16 protein-coding genes are annotated in these 20,910 nt (G+C 60.2%); 11 read left to right on the plus strand and 5 right to left on the minus strand.

The features are described 5' to 3' along the window. Window positions 1-127: 127 nt before the first annotated feature. From AC1D0I_RS14120 to AC1D0I_RS14135, 4 genes are all read left to right on the plus strand, one after another. Window positions 128-919: a hypothetical protein gene (locus AC1D0I_RS14120; RefSeq protein WP_477228357.1), complete on the plus strand. Its 792-nt coding sequence runs from the start codon at window positions 128-130 to the stop codon at window positions 917-919. Continuing rightward, window positions 912-1,817 carry a hypothetical protein gene (locus AC1D0I_RS14125; protein WP_477395779.1) on the plus strand — a complete coding sequence of 302 codons (906 nt, stop codon included), beginning with the start codon at window positions 912-914 and terminating at the stop codon, window positions 1,815-1,817. Before AC1D0I_RS14120 ends, AC1D0I_RS14125 begins: the two co-directional genes overlap by 8 nt. 245 nt (window positions 1,818-2,062) lie before the next feature. Then, window positions 2,063-2,395, plus strand: a complete 333-nt coding sequence (locus AC1D0I_RS14130) for a hypothetical protein (protein WP_457155176.1) — start codon at window positions 2,063-2,065, stop codon at window positions 2,393-2,395. Between the two features lie 794 nt (window positions 2,396-3,189). Further along, window positions 3,190-4,248 carry a helix-turn-helix domain-containing protein gene (locus AC1D0I_RS14135; protein ID WP_477228359.1) on the plus strand — a complete coding sequence of 353 codons (1,059 nt, stop codon included), beginning with the start codon at window positions 3,190-3,192 and terminating at the stop codon, window positions 4,246-4,248. A 305-nt stretch (window positions 4,249-4,553) separates the two neighbouring features. Here AC1D0I_RS14135 and AC1D0I_RS14140 read toward each other — a convergent pair whose 3' ends face one another. Together AC1D0I_RS14140 and AC1D0I_RS14145 are read right to left on the minus strand one after the other, a co-directional pair. After that, a complete protein-coding gene (locus AC1D0I_RS14140) occupies window positions 4,554-6,080 on the minus strand; it encodes a DegQ family serine endoprotease (RefSeq protein WP_477228360.1) in 1,527 nt (508 codons plus the stop codon). A 265-nt stretch (window positions 6,081-6,345) separates the two neighbouring features. Further along, window positions 6,346-6,642 (minus strand): hypothetical protein, encoded by a 297-nt coding sequence (locus tag AC1D0I_RS14145; protein ID WP_457155554.1) that lies wholly within the window; start codon window positions 6,640-6,642, stop codon window positions 6,346-6,348. A 439-nt stretch (window positions 6,643-7,081) separates the two neighbouring features. Here AC1D0I_RS14145 and AC1D0I_RS14150 point away from each other — a divergent pair, with 439 nt between their 5' ends. The 7 genes from AC1D0I_RS14150 (at window position 7,082) to AC1D0I_RS14180 (ending at window position 15,711) form a co-directional block, all read left to right on the plus strand. Then, window positions 7,082-9,148, plus strand: coding sequence for a PAS domain-containing sensor histidine kinase (locus tag AC1D0I_RS14150; protein ID WP_477395781.1), 2,067 nt, complete (start codon window positions 7,082-7,084; stop codon window positions 9,146-9,148). Further along, complete coding sequence (locus AC1D0I_RS14155; RefSeq protein ID WP_477395783.1) at window positions 9,145-9,792, plus strand: response regulator transcription factor; 648 nt, start codon at window positions 9,145-9,147, stop codon at window positions 9,790-9,792. The genes AC1D0I_RS14150 and AC1D0I_RS14155 overlap by 4 nt, the downstream gene beginning before the upstream one ends. Then, window positions 9,789-10,178 (plus strand): response regulator, encoded by a 390-nt coding sequence (locus AC1D0I_RS14160; RefSeq protein ID WP_095089082.1) that lies wholly within the window; start codon window positions 9,789-9,791, stop codon window positions 10,176-10,178. Before AC1D0I_RS14155 ends, AC1D0I_RS14160 begins: the two co-directional genes overlap by 4 nt. Before the next feature lie 17 nt (window positions 10,179-10,195). After that, window positions 10,196-10,933 (plus strand): response regulator transcription factor, encoded by a 738-nt coding sequence (locus tag AC1D0I_RS14165; RefSeq protein ID WP_477299836.1) that lies wholly within the window; start codon window positions 10,196-10,198, stop codon window positions 10,931-10,933. 151 nt (window positions 10,934-11,084) lie between these two features. Next, window positions 11,085-11,450 carry a hypothetical protein gene (locus AC1D0I_RS14170; protein WP_457154227.1) on the plus strand — a complete coding sequence of 122 codons (366 nt, stop codon included), beginning with the start codon at window positions 11,085-11,087 and terminating at the stop codon, window positions 11,448-11,450. Window positions 11,451-11,675: 225 nt separating this feature from the next. Next, window positions 11,676-14,543 carry an ATP-binding protein gene (locus AC1D0I_RS14175; RefSeq protein WP_477395785.1) on the plus strand — a complete coding sequence of 956 codons (2,868 nt, stop codon included), beginning with the start codon at window positions 11,676-11,678 and terminating at the stop codon, window positions 14,541-14,543. A 385-nt stretch (window positions 14,544-14,928) separates the two neighbouring features. Beyond that, complete coding sequence (locus AC1D0I_RS14180) at window positions 14,929-15,711, plus strand: sensor histidine kinase (RefSeq protein WP_477395787.1); 783 nt, start codon at window positions 14,929-14,931, stop codon at window positions 15,709-15,711. 166 nt (window positions 15,712-15,877) lie between these two features. Here AC1D0I_RS14180 and AC1D0I_RS14185 read toward each other — a convergent pair whose 3' ends face one another. The 3 genes from AC1D0I_RS14185 to AC1D0I_RS14195 all read right to left on the minus strand — a co-directional run bounded on the left by AC1D0I_RS14185 (window position 15,878) and on the right by AC1D0I_RS14195 (window position 20,799). Continuing rightward, complete coding sequence (locus tag AC1D0I_RS14185) at window positions 15,878-16,111, minus strand: hypothetical protein (protein ID WP_477228366.1); 234 nt, start codon at window positions 16,109-16,111, stop codon at window positions 15,878-15,880. A gap of 267 nt (window positions 16,112-16,378) precedes the next feature. After that, window positions 16,379-17,611, minus strand: a complete 1,233-nt coding sequence (locus AC1D0I_RS14190) for an efflux RND transporter periplasmic adaptor subunit (protein ID WP_477395789.1) — start codon at window positions 17,609-17,611, stop codon at window positions 16,379-16,381. 14 nt (window positions 17,612-17,625) lie between these two features. Then, on the minus strand, window positions 17,626-20,799 hold the full coding sequence (locus AC1D0I_RS14195; protein WP_477395791.1) for an efflux RND transporter permease subunit: 3,174 nt from the start codon (window positions 20,797-20,799) through the stop codon (window positions 17,626-17,628). Window positions 20,800-20,910: the final 111 nt, after the last annotated feature.

Here is a 20,910-nt window from a genome sequence, read left to right on the forward strand (position 1 = left end):
TTACTTTGGATTGTCTGTCGGGAGGCGTCCGACGGACACCGTTTCTGACGAGAACGACGAACACAGTTGGGGTCGCTGCGCGATCCGCGATTGGGCACGCTTGCCCCCGGCTTCGCCTGGAAACCAATTGAAGAAGCCAATCGGTGCAACGGGCGAAGTTCGAATTGGGGCGGCATTTGCAAAAGACATTTCTTTGCTTGGACGCAACATTCGGCGCTCAATCCGAGGATTTGAACGCATGGCATCCTGGAAATCGATGCGGCCTCACAAGTCCGCCGCTGGAGGCGGGCGCGCGCTGCTGGCGACCGGAACAGCCCTCACGGAGCAGGGCATCGCCATTGGCGGCTCGACGACGCACGTGAATCTCACGCCACCCTGGAAGGGGATTGCGGTTCGACCAGTTAGACCCGCAGCTCGCGAGGCGACGGCCTGGAAGCCGAGAGCAATGGGCACAGTCCAACTCGGATGCTTCTTCCCTCTGGGCCGCCGTTGGCATGCTTCGGTGCCTGGCCCCGCGATCTCTGCCGGCACCGACCCACTCGACTCGGCGATCATCGAAGCGTTGTCGTGGCGCGACCGTATCGGCAAGACGCACTGGTTCGAGTTCCTCGCCATGACGGGACCGCTGTGCCTTTTCGCCGTGCTCGCGGCCTCAACCGCGGACGTGGTCGCCAGATCGTTTCTGATTTTCTTCGCCATCTATTCAGACCTGGTGATCGCCTTGCTTTGGTTTGCGGAGAAAGACGATGCCCGGACTGAACCGACCCAGTCTCATCCACGCCCCAAGCGCATCGTTCCTTGCGTGAAGGGCCAAAGGGATGATCATCCCCAGTTCCTACAGCCAGTGGATGCAAGCGAAGCCCATAGTCGACGATGCGACCGGCGTCGGGCGCGTCAAGCAGGAGAGTGGGATGGCTAACCGGGCGTGGTACCTTGTGGTGCCCAGCTTCCTGGTGCCTCTCGTTGCATGTTCGGAAGCATCGGCGTCCTACGTTGGGGACCGTTTCTTCCCCTCAACGCTTGCGACCGTGGTTCCCACCCCGGCTGACTTCGTCAATTTTCCCCAATTGATGCAGTTGCCCGACACCGGCTCGCGCGAGATCGACTTTCCTTTCTCCTACAGCAAGCTCATCACCCCGGATTGGTCGGTGTCGTTCACCGCAAACTACCGCATGGTCGATCGGGGGAGCACGCGCTCGGGCTTCGACGATTTGGTGCTCGGCACCCAATATGAACTCTATTCCAGTGCCGAGGACGAGTTCGTGTTCTCGGCAGGCGGTACGCTGGCGCTGGGCGGCACCGGATCGTCCGACGTCGGTGCCAAGTCGTTCTCGACGCTKACACCGACCCTCTACGTCGGCAAGGGCTTCGGCGATCTGTCGGATTCGCTGGCATGGCTGCGTCCGGTCAACGTTACCGCGACCCTAGGAGTCGCACTGCCAACCGAATCCACCACGGTGACCGGCGCCACCACGGTCGACAACCCAGACATCTTGCAATGGGGCTTTGCCCTGGAATACAGCCTGCTGACCAATGTGCATTCCACTGACAAGGGTAATGCTCATCGCTTCGCCGAGGGTTTGGTGCCGCTGGTGGAATTCGCGATGCAGACGCCGCTGAACGGGCCGTCGGCTGGACAGACCACCGGCACGATCAATCCTGGCGTGATCTGGGTGGGCGAGTACGCTCAACTCGGGGTGGAGGCGATCGTTCCGATCAATGCGAGTTCGGGCCGCGACATCGGCGTGCGTGCACAACTCCACTTCTATCTCGGCAACATTTTTTCGAACGGAATCGGAAAGCCGATCTTCGACTGATCGCGCGCCGCGCCGTGCATGGGTCTGTCCAGGCCCCGCGGCCAGGGACGAAGCCGCCACGCGAGGACCGCGGGCCAATCGGCGAAAGCTGGCGGCAGGAATAACTGCTGGCCTTATGCGCCAGATAATTTCTTATGTGTGGAATGATACTTGAAGATTAAGTAACTAAACAATTGCAACCATGCCTAATGTGTTTTGTATAGCGGTTCATAGCGTATTTCGAAACCTATATAAGGATTGCGGGCATGAGCGATATCTCTATCGCCAATTCGAATTTTGCCGCGCTGTGCAACAGAACGACACAACAGGTGAATCGCATGGGTTCTCTTTCAATAGGGGCTGCAATCGCGGCAGTCCTTCTGTCAACCGCTTGGGCCGCTGCCGCAGCCTCGCCTCCAGGACGCATGCAGGCAAAGTTCGATCGTGTCGAACGAAAAACGAACGGCAACCACACTTCGTTGCCGAGGCACGGTGAAGTACCGACAACCGGATCGGCCAAGAAGCCGGCATCGCAGCTCGATAACGACGGGGACAAGTATCCCCCGACCGATCTTTTTTCAGGCATGAACCGGTTTTGATGGGAGGTGTTGCGCCCCTCACGACGCGGTGATTGCGGTTGAGGCTGACTTGACCGCCCCGTCGACTTGAGTTGGCCCCACCTGCGACAGACGAGCGTCAGTTGCGACGTCGGATCTTGTCTCCGAAACCGCGCGATGCATCGCGCCGCAAGCAAGTCGCATCGCCGAAGGTCCCGACGCCGGCAACGCTCCGGCGATCGACCGTGAATCGGTGCCTGCTCGGAAGACAGGAGGGAAAAATGGGCCGATGACGACATGTCATCGGCCCAAGAACTCGAGCGGTGAGAAACGCTCCCGGGGGGAGGAGCGCCTTCACAATCGATCGGCGGGCGTGGGAGGGGCCCGGAGAACCAATCTGGCACGAGTTGGAGCGCTGCCACGATGGTGACGAAAACGGATCGAAACCACCGATCGCAACGCCCACCCACAACCTAGTGGCTTTTGCTGCCGGTGCTTCGTCGTTCTTGCCGGCTTTGCATCCAGCTTGCGGATTTCGCGCGGAACGTCAAAAAGCCCAGGCCAAGCAGGGGACCCCGCTCAAGGTCATCAAGACCTGACGCACAGCCGCGCCAAATCGACCAATCACCTGGGATCGGCCGCAATTGAAGAACCGGCCCATTGGTCCGCTCGGTACATGCACCATTACAATCGATCGCGACGTCCAATCACAAACCAAAGTATGAGCAGTTCAGACCAATACTCTAAGTCCACCTACGGATGTAGAATGGAGTAAATCATCACCGGCGCTCTACGCTGACATCAGATGGGATAACCCGAAGGATGTGCGCCAAGCCATGTTGATGAATCCTGCCTCCCGCGACATCGATTTACCCGCGATTGCTGCCTTCGCGGCCAATGCTCGGCGACCGGAGCAAACGGACCCATTCTTGTCGGCGGATTGGCGCGCTCCGTTCAACGGCGGAAAGGCACAGCGTACCAACTCCGTGGCGCATGCGCAGTTCGGGCGCCGGAGCGCCGATGGGGCCGATTGCCGTGTCGAGATATCTTCAGGCGACGCGGTGAGCAGTCGCACGGTGATTTCGGATGGGATAGTTGCCGAGGTGGTCCAAGCCGCCGGTCATGACAAATTCGAATTCCGGTTTCGCGCGCCCATGCACTTGCTGGTGGTCTACGAGCAGGGCACGCGCCGAGACGGTGACACCTTCGTCGAAGGTTTGCCCCGGTCGAAACTGCGGGATTTTGGTCGCCGGCTTACCTTGGTGCCCGCCGGTCGCGAATATCTCGAATGGCATGCGCCGCGGACGGCTGCGCGTCTCATGTTTGTCTATCTTGATCCTGCCAAGCTGCAAGTTCCGTCCAACGCTGGCATGACCGATGTGACGTTCGTTGCGAAGCTCTTCTTTGAGGACGCAACGCTTTTGGGCACCGCCCTCAAACTGATGAGGTCGCTCGAAAGTCCAAACCTGGAGAATTGGCGTTACCTGGAAGCACTGGGCATCGTCCTGGCTCATGAGTTGGTCCGTTTCCACGAGAGAACGCCGAGAGCCGAACCTCAGCTTCGAGGGGGACTTGCGGCTTGGCAGGAGCGGGTAGTAAAGGCCCATATCGAGGCCCATTTGGGCGAACCGGTACCGCTCGCCACTCTCGCGGAGCTTTCCCGGTTGAGCCCATGTTATTTTTGCCGCGCCTTCAAGCTTTCTTTTGGGATGCCTCCGCATCGGTATCATATCAACCGTCGAATCGAGCATGCCAAAGGTCTCCTTGCGACGCGGGCTCATTCGGTGACGGACATCGGATTGACTGTCGGATACAGCGAAACCAGCTCATTCACGGCCGCTTTTCGCAAGGCGACCGGCCTGACGCCGAGTGCTTACCAGCGGAGCCTTGGATAGGCCCTGGACGGCCCGGCTGGCTGGGACCCGGCCTGGCTGGGAATTGCGCAGTCCTTGAAATTCGACCCTGAAGTCGGCGCTCTTCGATCGAGACTTCGTTCTGGCTCTCACCTTCCCCGGCCTTGATCGGAGATCTGGGTTCTGGCGCAATTGACGGGCGAGTTTTCTCCGCCCGATCCGCCACTTCCGCTTGATCGCTCTCGCCGAGGGGGCAACTCGGTGACCGCATTTCGTCCCCTCAGGAGACTGAAATCGTTTCGCGTCAATATGACGTACCATTCCGGCGGTTTTGGCATCCGCACATTTCAACCATTGCCGCATGGCACAGCGATGAACGTCTGCTGGTCGCCGCGCTTGACCAGCAGCAGCGCCGACTTCTTGCTGGATTTTGCTGCGACACTAATGGCTTGGCTGGTGTCCTTCGCCGTCTTCACCGGCACGCCATTGACCGAGATGATGATGTCGCCCAATTCGATGCCGGAGGTGGCTGCCGGCTGGTCCGGATCGACACCCTCGACCACGGCACCATAAACCTGTGAAGGCACATTCAAGGCCTGGCGAACGGTTCGATCGAGGTCACCAAGCGCCAGACCAAGTGTTGGAAAACTGGAATGCAGCGGCTGTGCAGAGTTGATTGTGGCCACCGGTTTGACGCTGGCGTCATTGCCGCCGATGACCACCGACAACGCAACTGTCTTCCCATTGCGCCAAACGGACAGTACCTCCCTTTTTCCCGGCACGAGATCCGCCACGGCTCGAGACAGGGTCTTGGGCTCGTTGATGGTTTGACCGGCAAATCCGGTGATGACGTCGCCGGTCTCGATGCCGGCATGAGCGGCGGGCGATCCGTCGCCGACATCAGCGACCAAAGCACCTTCAGGCGTCGGCAGGCCGAGGGCGTTGGCGAGGTCCGTTGTGACCGGCTGCATCTCGATGCCGAGCAGCCCATGTTCGATCGAACCGTTCTTCACCAGCTTGGCGACGATCTTTTCGGCCTCATTGGAAGGGATCGCAAATCCGACGCCGACGCTGCCGCCATTGGGCGAGTAGATCGCGGTGTTGATACCGACGACAGTGCCGTTGGTGTCGACGAGAGGTCCACCCGAATTGCCGTGGTTGATCGGCGCGTCGATCTGAAGGAAATCGTCGTAGGGACCACTGTTGAGGTCGCGCCCGCGGGCGGAAACGATTCCCGCAGTGACTGTCGTTCCGATGCCGAACGGATTGCCAATCGCCAGAATCGGGTCGCCTGCCCTGAGTCTGTCGGAATCGCCCCAGGCAACAGTGGGAAGAGGCTTCCCAGCCCTTATTTTCAGGACCGCAAGGTCTGATTTTGCGTCGCGGCCGACAAGGGTTGCCGGCAGCTCGGTTCCATCGTCCAGCGTCACCATGATATCCGAAGCTCCGTCGATGACATGGTTGTTGGTGACGATGGTGCCGTCTGAACTGATGATGAAGCCGGAGCCGAGGGCCTCTGCCAGTTGCGTCGCTCCCTGCGGTGGTGCCTTGGGCGCCGGAATCCCTCGATTGCTGAAGAATCGAGGCAGCCGTTCATCGGACGACAGACCGCTGTCCGAGGGCTGGGCTTGGCCATCGGGCGCCGATGAAGTTTTCATGATCGACGTGATCGTCACCACTGCCGGTTTGTCGGCCGCAACGATCGGAGCATAGGAGGTGGCCGGAGCGCGATTGGCGGAGGCATCCGGGGAGGAGGCCATTTTCGTATCGGCCAAACTCGCGTTCAGAGCGACCCCAGCGACGAGCGGCGCTACGAGGACGGCGGAGAAAAGCAGCACGGCGCGGTGCCTGCGGAGGATGTTGAAAGTTGACATGGTCGCGACCCGTGCGAGGCTTTGGTCCTGGCGCCGTGGCGTGTTCCTCGTGCGGAACCGTCTATCCGGCGTACGGCCGATCGGATGCGCTAGCCTCGCTGATTAGCTTCCGATCAAGCCGATTTACTAGGCTGGTACTTGTTGCTTCCGGTTTGTGCCTTTGTCGGCAAGACTGCGAAGGCTACTAGCGGCGCGACGCAGTGGCTTTCGAGATCGACCACGTCGATTGTCGACATGTCACCTCGCGGGAGGCCCGCGTAAGGCTTCAGTCAACTCTGGCCACTTCAGCTGCCTGATCTGGAATCAAGAGCACCCGGTAGGTTGTCCCTTCGCATCGGAGCAGGTAGGCGGTCTGATTTGGTACGGACTCGGCCGCAATGCGCTTGGCAGAACTTGGATTTCTGCAAGGGAAGCCTTGGCTTCGCACCTGGTCGGCAACCACGCTTGCCACGGTGTCCTGGTCTTTGGCTGCAGCGGTCGCTACGGTGCCGGCGAGACAGATCGACAAGAAAACGCCGGCGCCAATGGATGAAATCTGCACCAGCGCTCGATTGCAGCCCATTTGTGTAGTCTCCTCTTCGTATTCCGCCGGCAACCGCTACCGCAGAAAATTGGTGGCTTCGATCTTGGAAGACGTCAGTCGTAGACGTTCACATCGTGACCGACTCCGACAGGTCGCCGCCAGCCCGACATTCATCTACGTGCCATTCTTGGGCCGCCTTCCATCGCGTTCGACAGCAGCATACCCGCTGGTTTGTGGACGGCTTTGTCTGCTTTGCTGCGGCTGGCCCTTCCTTGCGGTTATCACCCCTGGTGTTACGGCAGCGGCGGGCGACCGGCCGTCTATCACATCTTTCCATTATGCCTGGGTGGCATGCTGTTCTGATATAGTGTGGTAGAAGTCCGATATCTCGGGGGACCGATCGTGTCGTCTTCTGGCAGGGCGAGGTCCTGATGCCGATTTACGCGGCAGCAGTAGCTGCGTCCGGAGGTGTCCAAAAATGAAAGCAAAGCCGCCGCTGCGGAAGTATGGCTCGACAATAGCCATTTCCGGCGCCGGCTTGTCGGTATTCTGGCTGTCCAGCGAATTGGTTGAGACCGCCGGACCCAATATTTACGTGAGTTTGACCCTCCTCGCCGCGACTGCGATCTTGACCGGCTTTCTCATTCAAGGGCCGCAAGGGCAGGGTGCGTTGGATCGCACTGGGTATGACGCGCATGAGTTCTTGGAGAGCATTCCCGGACCGGCATGGATCGTCGACACGGAAGGCCGGTTAACCGAGGTGAGCACGAGCCTTCGGGCCTATCTCGGCACCGTCGACACCAGCAATCTCCCTTGCCGGCAGGTTATTCATCCGGAGGACTTCGACCGAACTGCAGGCCTCATGTCGCAATGCCTGGAGAATGGCCAGGAATTCCATGGCGCATGCCGGCTTCGTCGCCACGATGGGACTTATCGCTGGTTCCGTGTCGCGGCTCGGCCCCGGTTCGATCGGAACGGCAAGTTCATCGGGTGGTATGGTGTCCTGCTCGATATCGATGACTTGAAGAAAGTGGAACAGGCTTTGGAGGCCAGAGAGTTCCAGCTCCAGCGGCTGATCGACACCCTTCCGACACTGGTCTGGTCCGCCCGCCCAGACGGTTCCACCCAATTCCTGAGCCGGAGATGGCACGAATACACGGCGCTGTCTCAGGAGCAGGCAGCCGGCTGGGGTTGGACTGCCGCCATACATTCGGACGATCGGGACCGGCTTGTCGAATACTGGCGATCTCTCCTGGCAACTGGTGCGCCGGGCGAGATCGAGGCCCGGCTACGCCGCTTCGATGGCCAGTACCGCTGGTTCCTTTTCCAAGGCGAGCCAGTGCGCGATGCCTCCGGCACTGTGGTCCAGTGGTTCGGGAGCAACACCGACATCGACGATCGCAAGCGGACCGAGGAGGCATTGCGAGCCAGACAGTATGAACTCCAGCAACTTATCGACACCATACCGACGCTCGTCTGGTCCGTCACTCCCGAGGGCGAACCAGCCTACATCAACAAGCAGTTGGAAACCTACTACGGCCGCAAGATCGACCCCAGTCAGCCCAAGGAGGGTTCCAGGCTGGATGGGGCACTTGGACGCCTTATGCATCCCGACGACTTGGAGGCTGTAAAGAGAAACCTGATGCACTCATTGAAGACCGGGGAGCCTTTCGCCATGCGGTACCGCAACCGCCGGGGCGACAGCGTCTATCGCTGGGTTGACAATCGCGCCCTGCCACTTCGGGACGACGATGGCCGCATCGTGAAATGGTACGGCGTCATCATCGACATCGATGACGAGATGAGAGCACATGACGCCGTTCGTGCGACCCAGGAAAAGCTTTCGCGCGCTTCGCAGCTTGCGAGCCTCGCCGAGCTGTCGGCCTCGATCGCGCATGAGGTCAATCAGCCCTTGGCGGCTGTCATCACCGACAGTCATGCCTGCCAACGCTGGCTGTCGGCGGATCCTCCAAACCTGCAGCGGGCACGCATTGCCGCGGAGCGAATCGTTCGCGATTCCATGGCCGCGGCCGAGGTCGTCAGCCGAATACGAGCACTCTTCACACAGACCGCCTCGTCCAGAACTTCAATCAATCTCAACGAGGTGATCGGCGAGGTGCGTCAGCTTTTGTTCGACGAAATAGTCTCGCAGGACATCTTCGTTGGGACGGATCTCGATCCGGCGCTGCCGCTGGTGCTCGCCGACCGCGTGCAGATGCAGCAGGTGCTGGTCAATCTGGTCCGCAACGGGATCGAGGCAATGAAGTCGACAACCGACGTGTCGAAATCACTGAAGTTTGGATCACGTCGCTATGGGGAGAACGCGATCCTGGTCGACGTCCGCGACAACGGCGACGGAATTGCCGAACCAGAACGAATTTTCGAACCGTTCTTCACCACGAAGGCGGAGGGGATGGGTATGGGCCTGGCAATCTGTCGCTCGATACTGGAATCACACGACGGCCGGCTTTGGGCAGAGAGCATCGAGCCAAGGGGAACGGTGTTCTCGTTTACGCTGCCGATCCAATCGGGCGATGCGGCATGACCCAGGACGACTGTATCATTTTCATCGTTGATGACGACAAGCGCATATGCGTGGCGCTGTGCGACCTTCTGGCGGCAAGAGGCCTGGCTTCCGTTGCCTTCAACTCGATTGCCGAATATCTAGCTTTTCCCCGGCCGGACCTGCCCGGTTGCCTGATCCTCGATGTCGAACTGCCGGACATCAACGGGCTGGAATTCCAGAAACAGACCGGCCACGAGCAACATCCGCCTATCGTCTTCATCACCGGACACGGCGACATTCCATCTTCTGTACGCGCCATCCAGCGCGGCGCCGTGGACTTCCTCACCAAGCCGTTCAGCGAAACCGAGTTGATGAAGTCCATCCACACGGCAATCGATCGGGATTGCGGCGTCCGCCTGGAGCGGGCCGAGCTTGTGGCGCTACAGCGCCGGCTATCCTCCTTGACCTCCCGCGAACGCCAGGTTCTGCCGCTGGTCGTCAGCGGTCTGCTCAACAAGCAGGCAGCTGCCGAACTTGGGATCAGTGAGGTGACGCTGCAAATCCACCGCGGCAAGATCATGCACAAGATGCAGGCAGCATCGCTGGCCGATCTCGTGAGGATCGCCCAAAGGCTGCAAGTACCAGTAACCCATTCTCGGCGCGCAGGAACATCTTCGAAATGAAAACTGTACGGAAATCAACGATCGCGGTTGTCGATGACGACGTTCGGGTCCTCGAGTCGATCGAGGATCTCCTGGAGTCGGCGGGGCACTCGGTGCGTCTGTTCTCATCCCCTCAGTCTTTCCTCGAACGCGACGAGTTGCGTAAGATAGATTGCCTGATTGCCGATATCGGCATGCCAGTTGTCGACGGCTTCGAGCTTCGCCGGCGTGCGCGAATTGTGCGCCCCGACTTGCCCGTCATTTTCATAACGGCGCGCCATGAAGCCGCAGACCAAAGGCGCGCAGCTGCTGAAGGTCATCATGGGTTCTTTCGAAAGCCCTTCGATGCTTCAGCATTGCTTGCGGCGGTTGCCCTGGCCGTTTTGGCCTCATCGCATGGGGAGTAATGATGACAAGTGATCTAATGACCAGAGATTATGAACGCCTGCTGCTGGAGCCGACGCAGTCATATGCCCGTCCGGTGGCTGCCCCCATCTATGCTGGGACTACCCAAAATGCATTCGTCTTCATCGTCGAAGACGATGTTGCGATGCGCGAAGGGCTAGTCGACTTGTTGGAATCCGTCGGTTTGCAGAGCCAGGCCTTCTCGTCTCCGACCGAGCTGTTGAACATGGAACTGCCCGACCTTGCGAGCTGCTTCGTGCTGGACATTCGTATGCCCGGCATCAGCGGTCTCGACTTTCAGGCTCGCCTTGTCGCAGCCGGCGTCCGTATACCAATCATATTCATGACCGGCCACGCCGACGTGCCGATGGCGGTGAGAGCCATGAAGGCTGGTGCAGTCGACTTTCTGACGAAGCCGTTTCGCGAACAGGAAATGCTGGATGCCGTCACAAGGGCCATCGAGCTGGACGGCATGCGCCTCGATAGCAATCGGCGGGCGATCGAGACGTTCACCCGATTTCAGACGCTGAGCGAGCGCGAACGCGAGGTGATGGATCTGGTGACAGCAGGATTGATGAACAAGCAGGTTGCTGGAAGGATTGGCGTGGTAGAATCCACGGTTAAGATTTATCGTGCTCAAGTCATGAGAAGGATGGGCGCGCAATCCCTGGCCGATTTGGTCAGAATGGCCGAGTTGCTGCGCTCGGCACCTGCTCCCACAACTAGCCTCAGGGCTATTTTGGATAGACCTAAGTAGTGGTCCAACCCGCCGAACGAATACGAAACTGTACCAAGCCAGAATGGAGGCTCGGACACGCTTCCTTTATCCTTGCGCTTCTCTCCGCGGCAGCGCGCAGAAAGACATTCTGCCCGATCGCAATAGAGGGGGGCTGGGAGCGGTATCATCGGTGTCGATGTTGCAGGACATTCTCGACTGGAGCGTGGCCGAAGGAGATTTGCCCTTCGTTTTCGGCTTGGTGGGTGACCGAAACGGCGTTCGCTGCTCCGGCTCAGCCAGTGAAGCGTCTCCGCTGGGCAGGGCCACGGAGGACGCGCTTTTCCGTATTTTCTCGATATCGACATCGATTTTCGCGACCGCTGCCATGATCCTTGTCGATCGCGGCAAGCTCAATGCCTATACTTCCGCCGAAGACATCGTCAGAAAGTGGACCTGCCAGCGACAGGATCGGTCCAATGCAGACGTGCCGGAGCAAGATCCCTTGCCGCCGGTCGCGCCTTTCAGCCTCGAATGGAGTCCATCAACAAGGAACTAGGCACAATGACATTGCACATGCTGCCGCCGAGAGAATTGCGGTTTCTTCGCTTCGCGCAGAGCACGGCACCAAGATGCGCTGGCGCCTCCGGTTCGCCACGTCTTTCGGACACGGCCCAATATGATCCCGGAGCGCCGGTCCCGGCGAGTTAAAGGTCGCAAAAAGATGCAAAGAAGATCGCCCGGATCTTCGAGCATGAGGCTGGCAGCGCCCAGGACGACTGTCATGGCTAGTGGCGGTGAATTAGGGATCGGCGAAATCCTGTCTTTCGGCTCGTACCGCTTGATCGGGGCTGAGCGATTGCTGGTCAAGGATGGCACACCGGTCGCTATTGGCGGCCGCGCGCTTGACGTTCTGATTGCGTTGACCGACCGAGCGGGGGAGATCGTGAGCGGGCGAGAACTGATCGATCTCGTTTGGCCGGGCGTCTTCGTCGAGGAAGCCAATCTTCGTGTGCACATCGCCGCCATTCGCAGAGTGCTGGCAGACGGCAAAGACGGGTCTCGATACATCGTCAATGTTCCCGGCCGGGGCTACACTTTCGTTGCACCGGTTCGGCGCTCAAACGCGGACGGCACCGACCTGATTGTCGCTCCTGCCGGTCCCGTGCTGCCTCCGAGTCTCCCGGCGCCCTTGCAACTGCTGGTCGGACGGGACGAGACCGTCGCCACCCTTTCCTCGCTGCTGTTGTCGCGACGCTTCGTCAGTGTGGTCGGGCCAGGCGGAATAGGAAAGACGACCGTCGCCGTCGCGGTCGGCCACGCGCTGCGTCGGGAATTAGGCGACGATGCGGTTTGCTTCGTTGATCTCGGTTCGCTCACCGCTCCAGCAGACGTTCCCGCTGCCGTCGCATCGGCACTCGGCTGCTTTGTCCAGGGGCCCGACCCCGAGCCGTACATAAGCGCCTTCCTGGCCGATAAGCGGACCCTTGTCGTTCTTGACAATTGCGAACATGTGATCGAGACGGCTGCGCCGCTGTGCGAACGCCTCTTTCGCGCAGTGCCGTCGCTGCACTTGTTGACGACCAGTCGCGAGTCGTTGCGCGTTGAGGGCGAGTATGTGCATTTGCTGATGCATCTCGACAGTCCGCCTAACGACACGCCATCTGCCGTTCAGGCGCTGGCTTCGCCCGCCGTCCAGCTTTTCATGGAGCGGGCGGGATCGAGCGGGCACCGTGCCGAGCTCAGCGACACCGAAGCTCCAATCGTTGCGAATATCTGCCGCCGGCTTGATGGAATTGCTCTGGCGATCGAGCTGGTTGCCAGTCGTGTGGGCACCAACGGTATTCAAGGAACCGCCGATCTCCTGGACAGCGGCGCCGGGCTGTTCCTGCAGGGCCGGCGATGCGCGTCGCCCCGGCATCAGACGCTGCAGGCCATGCTCGACTGGAGCTTCAGGCTCCTGTCAGCGGATGAGCAGAGAACCCTCTGCAGGCTGTCCGTATTCGTTGGCCAATTCACGCTGGCGGCGGCGCATGCAGTCGCCGGGGGCGATGGCGAGACGCAAATGGTCACCAACACGATCGCCAGCCTGATCGACAAGTCTCTCATGGGGGTATTGTCGACAAGCGGGCCTGCTTACTACAGGCTCCTGGACACAACACGCGCCTATGCCGCGGCCAAGCTCGCGGAAGGCGGGGAGGCGGATGCGGCCGAAAGACGTCACGCTTGCCACTTCGTCGACTTGCTGGAGCATGGCTTGGCCAAAGGGTCGGCTTTTGATGCCCACAACGTAGCCGCCTACGCTCCGCACATCGGCAACGTCCGCAAAGCGCTCGCGTGGAGTTTTTCAAGCTCGGGCGACCGTTCCATCGCCATTAAGCTGGCTGCTCATGGGGCTGCGTTATTCCTGGGGCTTTCACTGCTGGATGAGTGTCAACAATGGTGCCGGCGAGCACTGGGCTCGCTGCACGAGACGGATCACGGGATGCAACTGGAACTGGAGCTCCAGGGAGCTCTGGCGATGTCAGCCATGTACGCCCGCGGCAACAGCTTGGAAGTCAGGGCCGGCATCGAGYGCGGCCTGGACCTCTCCGAGACTTTGCGGGATGGAGGACGTCAACTCCAGTTGCTTTCTGGACTCTACATTTTTCTCACGCGCCAGGGCGACTTCAGCGGCGCCTTGGCGGCGGCCAAACGAAGCGACACCGTTGCCAAGGCGAGCGGCGGCCCGACCGAAAACGCAATGACCGAATGGATCTTGGGTGGATCGTATCATCTAACCGGCAATCAGGCGGCTGCGCTGCGTCACTGCAAACAAGGCATGAGGCTTGCGTCAGATTTCAAGCTGGGGAGGGTGAGCTTCTTTGGCCACGACCACCGTGCATCAGGGCTCGCAACGCTCGCCAGGTCTCTGTGGCTGTGCGGCTTCGCGGATCAGGGTTGCAAAATTGCACGTCAGGGGATCAAGACTGCGCAAGGCTACGATCACCCGGTCTCATCTTGCATTGCTCTCATCTATCTCATCCCTGTTCTCCACTGGAGTGGCGATCTTAAAGCAGCGGAAGAGCATACCGAAATCGTAATCGAGCAGGCTATCAAATACTCCCTTGCCCCCTATCACGCCGTTGGCCTCGCGCTGAAAGGTGAATTCATGGTCGCGCGCGGCGATGCGGCATCGGGCGTCGAAATCCTGCGGGCAGGACTGAAAGCGATGGATGCCAATCGGTACCGCATCGTGACGTTGCCGGCATCGCGTGCCTTGGCCGAGGGCCTGGCCCTTTCCGGTCGGCCGGAGGAAGCGCTGGCCACCATAGACGAGGCTGTGGCGCATGCGGAGCAAGTCGGAGAGATACTCTGGTTGCCCGACCTGCTGCGAGCCCGAGGCGAAATCCTGCTGGCGCGGCCGAGACCGGACCTTCCTGCAGCAGAGGGTTCGCTGCTCCGCTCGATCGATCGTGCCCGCAAGCAATCCGCCCTGGGCTGGGAGTTGAGAGCTGCAATTCCTCTGGCACGTGTGTGGCGGGAACACGGCCGGAGCGGGGACGCCCGCTCCATGCTCGACCACATCTATCAGCGGTTCAAAGAGGGATTTGGAACCCAAGATCTGGTTGCCGCGCGCCGACTTCTCGACGAACTGAGCTCGACCAACTGAGTTCTGCAAGCCAGTCGCGGTCCGCCTTCAAACCCGTGGCTCTTTCGTGCTCGCGCCAGGCGCCTGGAGCGATGCCCCAAGCATGTGCCTATTCACAGCCTGTCTTGGGCGCGAATATTTACAGCTATTTGCAACGCTGAACTCGCCTCACAGCTCATAGAGCGGATAGTTCCATGGCATGGAGTACGGCAATCGGCACGCTGGAGGGAGTCAGAATTGGGACATTCGCGTGGCTTCCTCACACCGAACGCTCCGGAACATTTCCTCCCCGGCAGCGGAATAGTCTTGGCGCGCGCGTTTGCAAGGTCAGGCGGATCGATCGCCCGCAGCCCTAGGTACCGCCCACGACCAAATCGAACCCTCTTGGCGCAGGAGTCCGCAGCTTATGTTTAGCACCCAATCGACAACGATAGGCGAGCGCGCGGTGTGCATTGCGCATGAAGTGAATCAGCCACTTACCGCAATACTGACAAACGCGGAAACCGCCTTGCGGTGGTTGACGAGAGATCCAGCGAATCTCGATGAGGTGAAACGGGCCATTGAACGGATTATCGGCAACAGCCTTCGCGCCGCCGATGTCGTCAGAGGCGTTCGGGATCTTGCTCGAAAATCCCCGCCCGTACCGAACAACCTCGACATCAACGACTTGATCAGAGGTCTCCTCAATCTCGTGAGCCTCGATCTGCGCCATCATCGCATCACGGTCGAGGTGGACCTCGCTGAGAACCTGGAGCCCATCAGGGGCGATCGCTGTCAACTGGAGCGGGTCGTCGCCAACCTCGTCGCGAACGGCATCGAGGCGATGAGCATGGTGCAGGACCGGCAGCGAAAGCTGCGCATCGTCACCCAACTCGACAAGAATGGCGATGTGCTGGTTGCAGTCGGGGACTCGGGCACAGGGCTCGATCCAGCACTTATCGATCGCATCTTCGATCCCCTGTTTACGACCAAGCGCGAGGGCATGGGATTGGGGCTGTGGATATGCCGCTCTATCGTCGCAGCCCACGGCGGTCGGCTCTGGGCCACACCCGATGTTCCGCATGGCAGCATTTTCCAATTCGTCATCCCAAAGACAGTTGAGCCAAACTCAGTCGGATCGAGTCGATGCCGGCGGACGATGCGAACGAACCGCCAGGTCGAAGGGCTTTATCGCGGCGCTCCATTTTGATGATCTCGTTCGGCGGCGTGGGAAGTCGGAAAACATGCCTGCCTCGAGCAACATGCCTGCCTTGATCGACAGGCGGCGCGCCTGTGACATGTTCATGAGGCTTCACGCTGCAGACCCGCGCCGCTCCTGAGAGACGGCGGGGCTGCGGCGAGACGGTGGAACCTTCTCATTCACCCTTGAGCTGCTGGAGGAAGTTCTTGCCTTCAGCCGGATGGGCCTTGAACGAATTGATGCCGTCAAACCACCCATTCTGGGAGAAGTCGCTGTAATTGCTGCTGTGATCGCCACGGTCGCGACCGCCATCGCGGTCTCCCCCGTGCGACGAGGCGGCAAAGGCGCCGGTGAGCGGAACGGTGACGATCATCGCGGCAAGCACCGCCTTCAGAGGGATAGAACGCATGATTAGATATCCTTTTCGATGAGGATGGCGGCGATTTGTTCACCGCGCATTCCGAGCCACAGGCACTCGGGAACTTTCGGGTTGCGAAGTTGATCTCGCCGCTTCCGTTCTCGTCCYGCACTGCTTAACTAGCAACTAGCGGAAGTAATATGTAGTATATCAAGGTATCATCGATGTATGACATAGTATGGATCGCCAATTCGCGATGCATGTACGGCACCAAGGGGGAAATGGACTTCATTTGCACCCCGGGCGTCCGGACCTGAACTAAGCTGGCCCGACGGCGGCCGGGCTGATCTGCACCTTGTTGCCCTCGGCAAGTTCGACCGGCGGATTCAGGATCACAAGGTCGCCTTGTTTGACGCCGTCACGGACCTCGACCTCCGTTCCGAGATCGCGCGCCACCGATATTTTCCGGATATGCGCAATGCCGTTCTCGACCACGGCAACCTGCAAACCATCCGCGTTGAAAATTATCGCATCTGCGGACACGGAAAAGCTGGGTGTCTTGCGCGGGATCTGGAGCTCGACAGTACAATAGGTGCCGGGCGTGAGAACACCGTCAGGGTTCGGAATGTCGATTTCGGTCAGCAAGGTCCGTGTGCCCGGTGCCAGCGCATCGGCAATCCGCGTCACCGTGCCGGGGAAGGTACGGCCGGGGATTTCGGGGACCTGGAGCACGGCCTTGACCCCCGGGGTCAGTCCAAAGGCCTGGTCCTGGGGGACGTAGACCTGGGCACGGATCACATCCCCCTGCATGATGGCGAACAGGAAAGTGCTGTTGGTCGTGTCGGCCTGCACCAGGCTGCCGATGTCGACGTTGCGTTGAGTGATGACGCCGTCGAACGGGGCGACCACCTGCTGGTAGGCCTGTTGCTGGTCGAGAACGCGCAACTGGTCCTGCTGCGCATTCACGTTGGCCTGCGCAACGCCGACAGCCGCCTCCTGTGCCTTGAGGGTTTGGACGTCGATCGTACCCTGTTCCTTGGTGATCCAGCCCTGGTCCACCAGGGGTTTGTCTCGTTGCCACGTCACCTTGGCGAGATCGAGATTGGCTTGTGCTTGTTGCAGCGCCGCCTTGAACTGTCCCAAGGTTGCCTGGGCCTGCAAAATCTGGTCATCGAGTTCCGGCACGGCAATCTTGGCTAGCAACTGTCCCTTCTTGACCTTGTCCCCGATATCGGCCTCGCGCGTCTCGATATAGCCGCTGGCTCGCGCGAAGATGTCGGCGACGTCGAAGGCAGTTGTGGTGGCGGGCAGACTGACTTTCACGATGTCGTCGCTCGGCCTTACCGCCGCAACACGCACCAGCGGAATGAAGTCACGCGCCTGTTTGGCCGAAGCCGCGAGTTCCTGGTTGCGCGAATAGTACCCTTGGGCGCCATAGGCCAGTCCCGTCATCAGCAGAGCGAGCGCGCCCAATGCAAGCAGCCGGCCTCCGCCTCGGCGCGGCGGCCGCTTCATTGCATCATCCATCACCGTGTCGTCGTCCTGATCCAAACGGTGCCTCGGTTTCATGCGATTTCCTCTTCGAAGACGCCGTGAGCCGTCTTGCCGTCCTGTCCGCTACGCAGCATCGCGAACAGGTACGGCACGACGAGGAGAGTCGTGGGCGTTGCAAACAAAAGTCCCCCGATGACCGCGCGCGCCAGTGCGGCATTCTGCTCTTCGCCCGCTCCGCCGATCGCCATGGGAACCATGCCGACGATCATCGCGGCCGCGGTCATAAGCACAGGTCTGATCCGGGTGTGGCCGGCGTCGATCGCGGCGTCGAACGCGGACTTGCCTGCCAACTGCTGGTCCCGGGCGAAGGTCACGAGCAGGATGGAATTGGCCGAAGCAACCCCGACCGCCATGATCGCACCCATCAGTGAGGGCACGTTGAGCGTCGTGCCCGTGATGAACAACATCGTCACGATGCCGCAAAAGGTCGCCGGCAAGGCAAGGATGACGACGAAGGGGTCGCCGAAGTTCTGATAGTTCACGACCATCAGCAGATAGACGAACACGGCGGCGAACAGGATGCCGATGCCGAGATCCCAGAAGGCATCGTTCATGCTCTGGATCTGCCCTATGACCTGGATGGTGTTTCCGGGCGAAAGCTGCTTCTGCAGGTCGGCGACGATCGTGCTGATCTGGCTGGAGACACCTCCCAGATCGCGACCCTGGACGCTTGCGTAGACTTCGTAGACTGGCTGGACGTTCGCCTGGTTGGCGTTTGTCGGGAGACTGTCGCGCTTGAACGTCGCGACGTTGCTGAGTTGCCCGGGAACCTGTGCGCCTGCGGTGTTGATGGTTGAGGACACAGGCGTGTTGCCGAGATCGTTCAATGACGCGATCTTGTTTTCCGGTGTCTGAACGGCGAGGTAGTAGGGAATGCCCGTGGTCGGGTCGGTCCAGAAGTTAGGCGACACCTGCTCGGAGGAACTCAGGCTCACATTGATGTTGTTGGCGATCGTGCTGGCATTGAGGCCGAGCTGCGCCGCCCGCGTGCGATCGATGTCGGCATAGAACGCCGGCGCGTCGACTTCCTGCTGCAGGTGTGCGTCGACCACGCCGGGAATGGCGGCGATGCGGCGCCGCAACTCCGATGCAACCCGCAGATTGGTGACGCGGTCATAGCCGACCGTACGGACATCGATCTGCGCCGGCAGTCCAAAATTGAGGATCTGCGTGACGATGTCGGCCGACTGGAAGTAGAACAGAACGTCTGGAAAGGCGCTTGGCAGCGCCGTGCGCAGCTTGCGCACATAGTCGGCAGTCGGCGCGTGGCCGTCTTTCAATGCGACCTGGATCACACCGTCATTCACGCCGATGGTCGATCCATCCGTGAACGCCAAATTGTAGGAACGCGCCGGCAGGCCGATGTTGTCGACGACAAGCTGGAGGTCGCGATCAGGAACGATCTCGCGGATCTTGTCCTCGACAGCCTGGAAGATCTTTTCCGTCTCCTCGATCCGGGTTCCCGCGGGGGCCCGAACATGGAGTTGGATCTGGCCGCCGTCGATCATGGGAAAGAAATCGCGACCGACGAGCATCGTCAGTACAGCGCCCAACGCGAGCACCAGGGCTGCAATGACGGGAACGATGAACCGGCGCCTGAGGAGTACGGCCAGCAACTCGGCATAGTGCAGGCGCATGGTCTCGAAACCACGTTCGAACCTGGTGTGAAACCTGCCGAACCAGCCCGTCGGGGCGCCGTGGCGTTCGCTTTTGAGCAGCAATCCGATGGTGATCGGAGTGAGCGTTCGCGAAAGGCCATAGGATGCGAGCATCGCGAACACCACGGCAAGACCGAGCGGCGTGAACAGATATTTTGCCGGACCTTCCAGAAAGACCACTGATGTGAACACGCAGCTTATGGCCAGCGTCGACACCAGGGTCGGCACGGCGATACCGGCGGCTCCATGCAGCGTCGCCTGCGGCAGCGTCTGTCTTTCCTCGGTGAGCAGGCGATGGGTGTTCTCGAGCGTCACCGTCGAATCGTCGACGAGGATGCCAATCGCCAGCGCCAGGCCCCCCAGCGTCATCGTATTGAGCGTTTCGCCCAGGAAATACAGCGCCACGACCGACGACAGGATCGCAAGCGGGATCGAGATCATGACGACCAGCGTCGATCGCCACGATCCCAGAAACAGCAGGATCATCAGAGCGGTGAGCGCGGCAGCGATCACGCCCTCCCGCAGCACGCCGGCGATCGATTGCTTGACGAACACCGACTGGTCGAAGAGCTCTTTGATTTCCATGCCGGGAGGCGCCGCGGCACGCGCCGTCTTCAAGGCATCCCGAACGGCATCGACTACCTCCAGCGTCGAGGCATTGCCGTTCTTGATGATGCTGAGCAGCACCGAATGCCGGCCGTTCTCGCGAACGATGTTCTGCTGAACGAGCCATCCGTCATGGACTTGGCCGACATCCTTGACGAACACCGTAGCGCCATTCACGACCTTGATCGGAATATCGTTGAGCTCATCGATGGTTGCTGGCGTGGCGTTGGTGCGCACGACATACTGTGTGTTGCCGATCTTGGCCGTGCCCGACGGCAAAGTCAGGTTCTGGGCGTTGACCGCGTTGACGACGTCGAGCGGTGTCAGACCCTTGGCCAGGAGCTTCGACGGGTCGAGGTCGACCATGATCTGGCGATATTTCCCGCCCGCCGGAGTCGGCAGTGTGACGCCCGGGATCGGGGCCAGCTGCTGGCGGATCCGATAGATGCCGTAGTCGTAGAGCTGCTGTTCGTTGAGTGTGTCCGAGCTCAGGCTGATCTGCAGGACCGGCACGCTGGAGGCATTGAACTGCACCACGAGCGGTGCCTGGATACCCGGCGGCAGGAGGGCACGAATGGCGTTTGTGGCCGAAACGATCTGCGCGATCGCGAGATCGAGATTCACATCCTGTTGAAAATAGATCTTCTGGACCGACAGCCCCCCTAAGGTCTGCGCCTCGATGTTCTTGATGCCATTGACGTTGGAGCTGATCGCATACTGGCTGTACGTGGTGACACGCTGTTCCATCTCCGGCGTGCTGAGGCCGCCATAGCTCCAGATTACAGTCACCACCGGAATGTTGATTTCCGGAAAGACGTCCAACCGCATCTCGCGACTTGCGACGCCGCCGAGAAAGAGAATCAAGGCAGCCAGCACATAGAACGTGTGCGGAAATCGCAACGCGAACCGAACGATACCCATGCCTCAGCCGATGACCTTCCTGGCAACGTTAGTCGGAACGGCTCGAGCGATGAACGTCGCCGTATTGCCGGATTTTCTTTCAGTGTCTCCGAAATGACTTTGCGCCCATTG

It is taken from the genome of Mesorhizobium sp. P2_D1 (assembly GCF_056404455.1).

Bases quoted from the DNA above. Each gene is read 5' to 3' on its own strand.
- AC1D0I_RS14130 (WP_457155176.1), top strand. From the start codon at position 2,063: ATGAGCGATATCTCTATCGCCAATTCGAATTTTGCCGCGCTGTGCAAC.
- AC1D0I_RS14135 (WP_477228359.1), top strand. From the start codon at position 3,190: ATGTTGATGAATCCTGCCTCCCGCGACATCGATTTACCCGCGATTGCT.
- AC1D0I_RS14140 (WP_477228360.1), bottom strand. From the start codon at position 6,080: ATGTCAACTTTCAACATCCTCCGCAGGCACCGCGCCGTGCTGCTTTTC.
- AC1D0I_RS14145 (WP_457155554.1), bottom strand. From the start codon at position 6,642: ATGGGCTGCAATCGAGCGCTGGTGCAGATTTCATCCATTGGCGCCGGC.
- AC1D0I_RS14150 (WP_477395781.1), top strand. From the start codon at position 7,082: ATGAAAGCAAAGCCGCCGCTGCGGAAGTATGGCTCGACAATAGCCATT.
- AC1D0I_RS14155 (WP_477395783.1), top strand. From the start codon at position 9,145: ATGACCCAGGACGACTGTATCATTTTCATCGTTGATGACGACAAGCGC.
- AC1D0I_RS14160 (WP_095089082.1), top strand. From the start codon at position 9,789: ATGAAAACTGTACGGAAATCAACGATCGCGGTTGTCGATGACGACGTT.
- AC1D0I_RS14165 (WP_477299836.1), top strand. From the start codon at position 10,196: ATGACCAGAGATTATGAACGCCTGCTGCTGGAGCCGACGCAGTCATAT.
- AC1D0I_RS14180 (WP_477395787.1), top strand. From the start codon at position 14,929: ATGTTTAGCACCCAATCGACAACGATAGGCGAGCGCGCGGTGTGCATT.
- AC1D0I_RS14185 (WP_477228366.1), bottom strand. From the start codon at position 16,111: ATGCGTTCTATCCCTCTGAAGGCGGTGCTTGCCGCGATGATCGTCACC.
- AC1D0I_RS14195 (WP_477395791.1), bottom strand. From the start codon at position 20,799: ATGGGTATCGTTCGGTTCGCGTTGCGATTTCCGCACACGTTCTATGTG.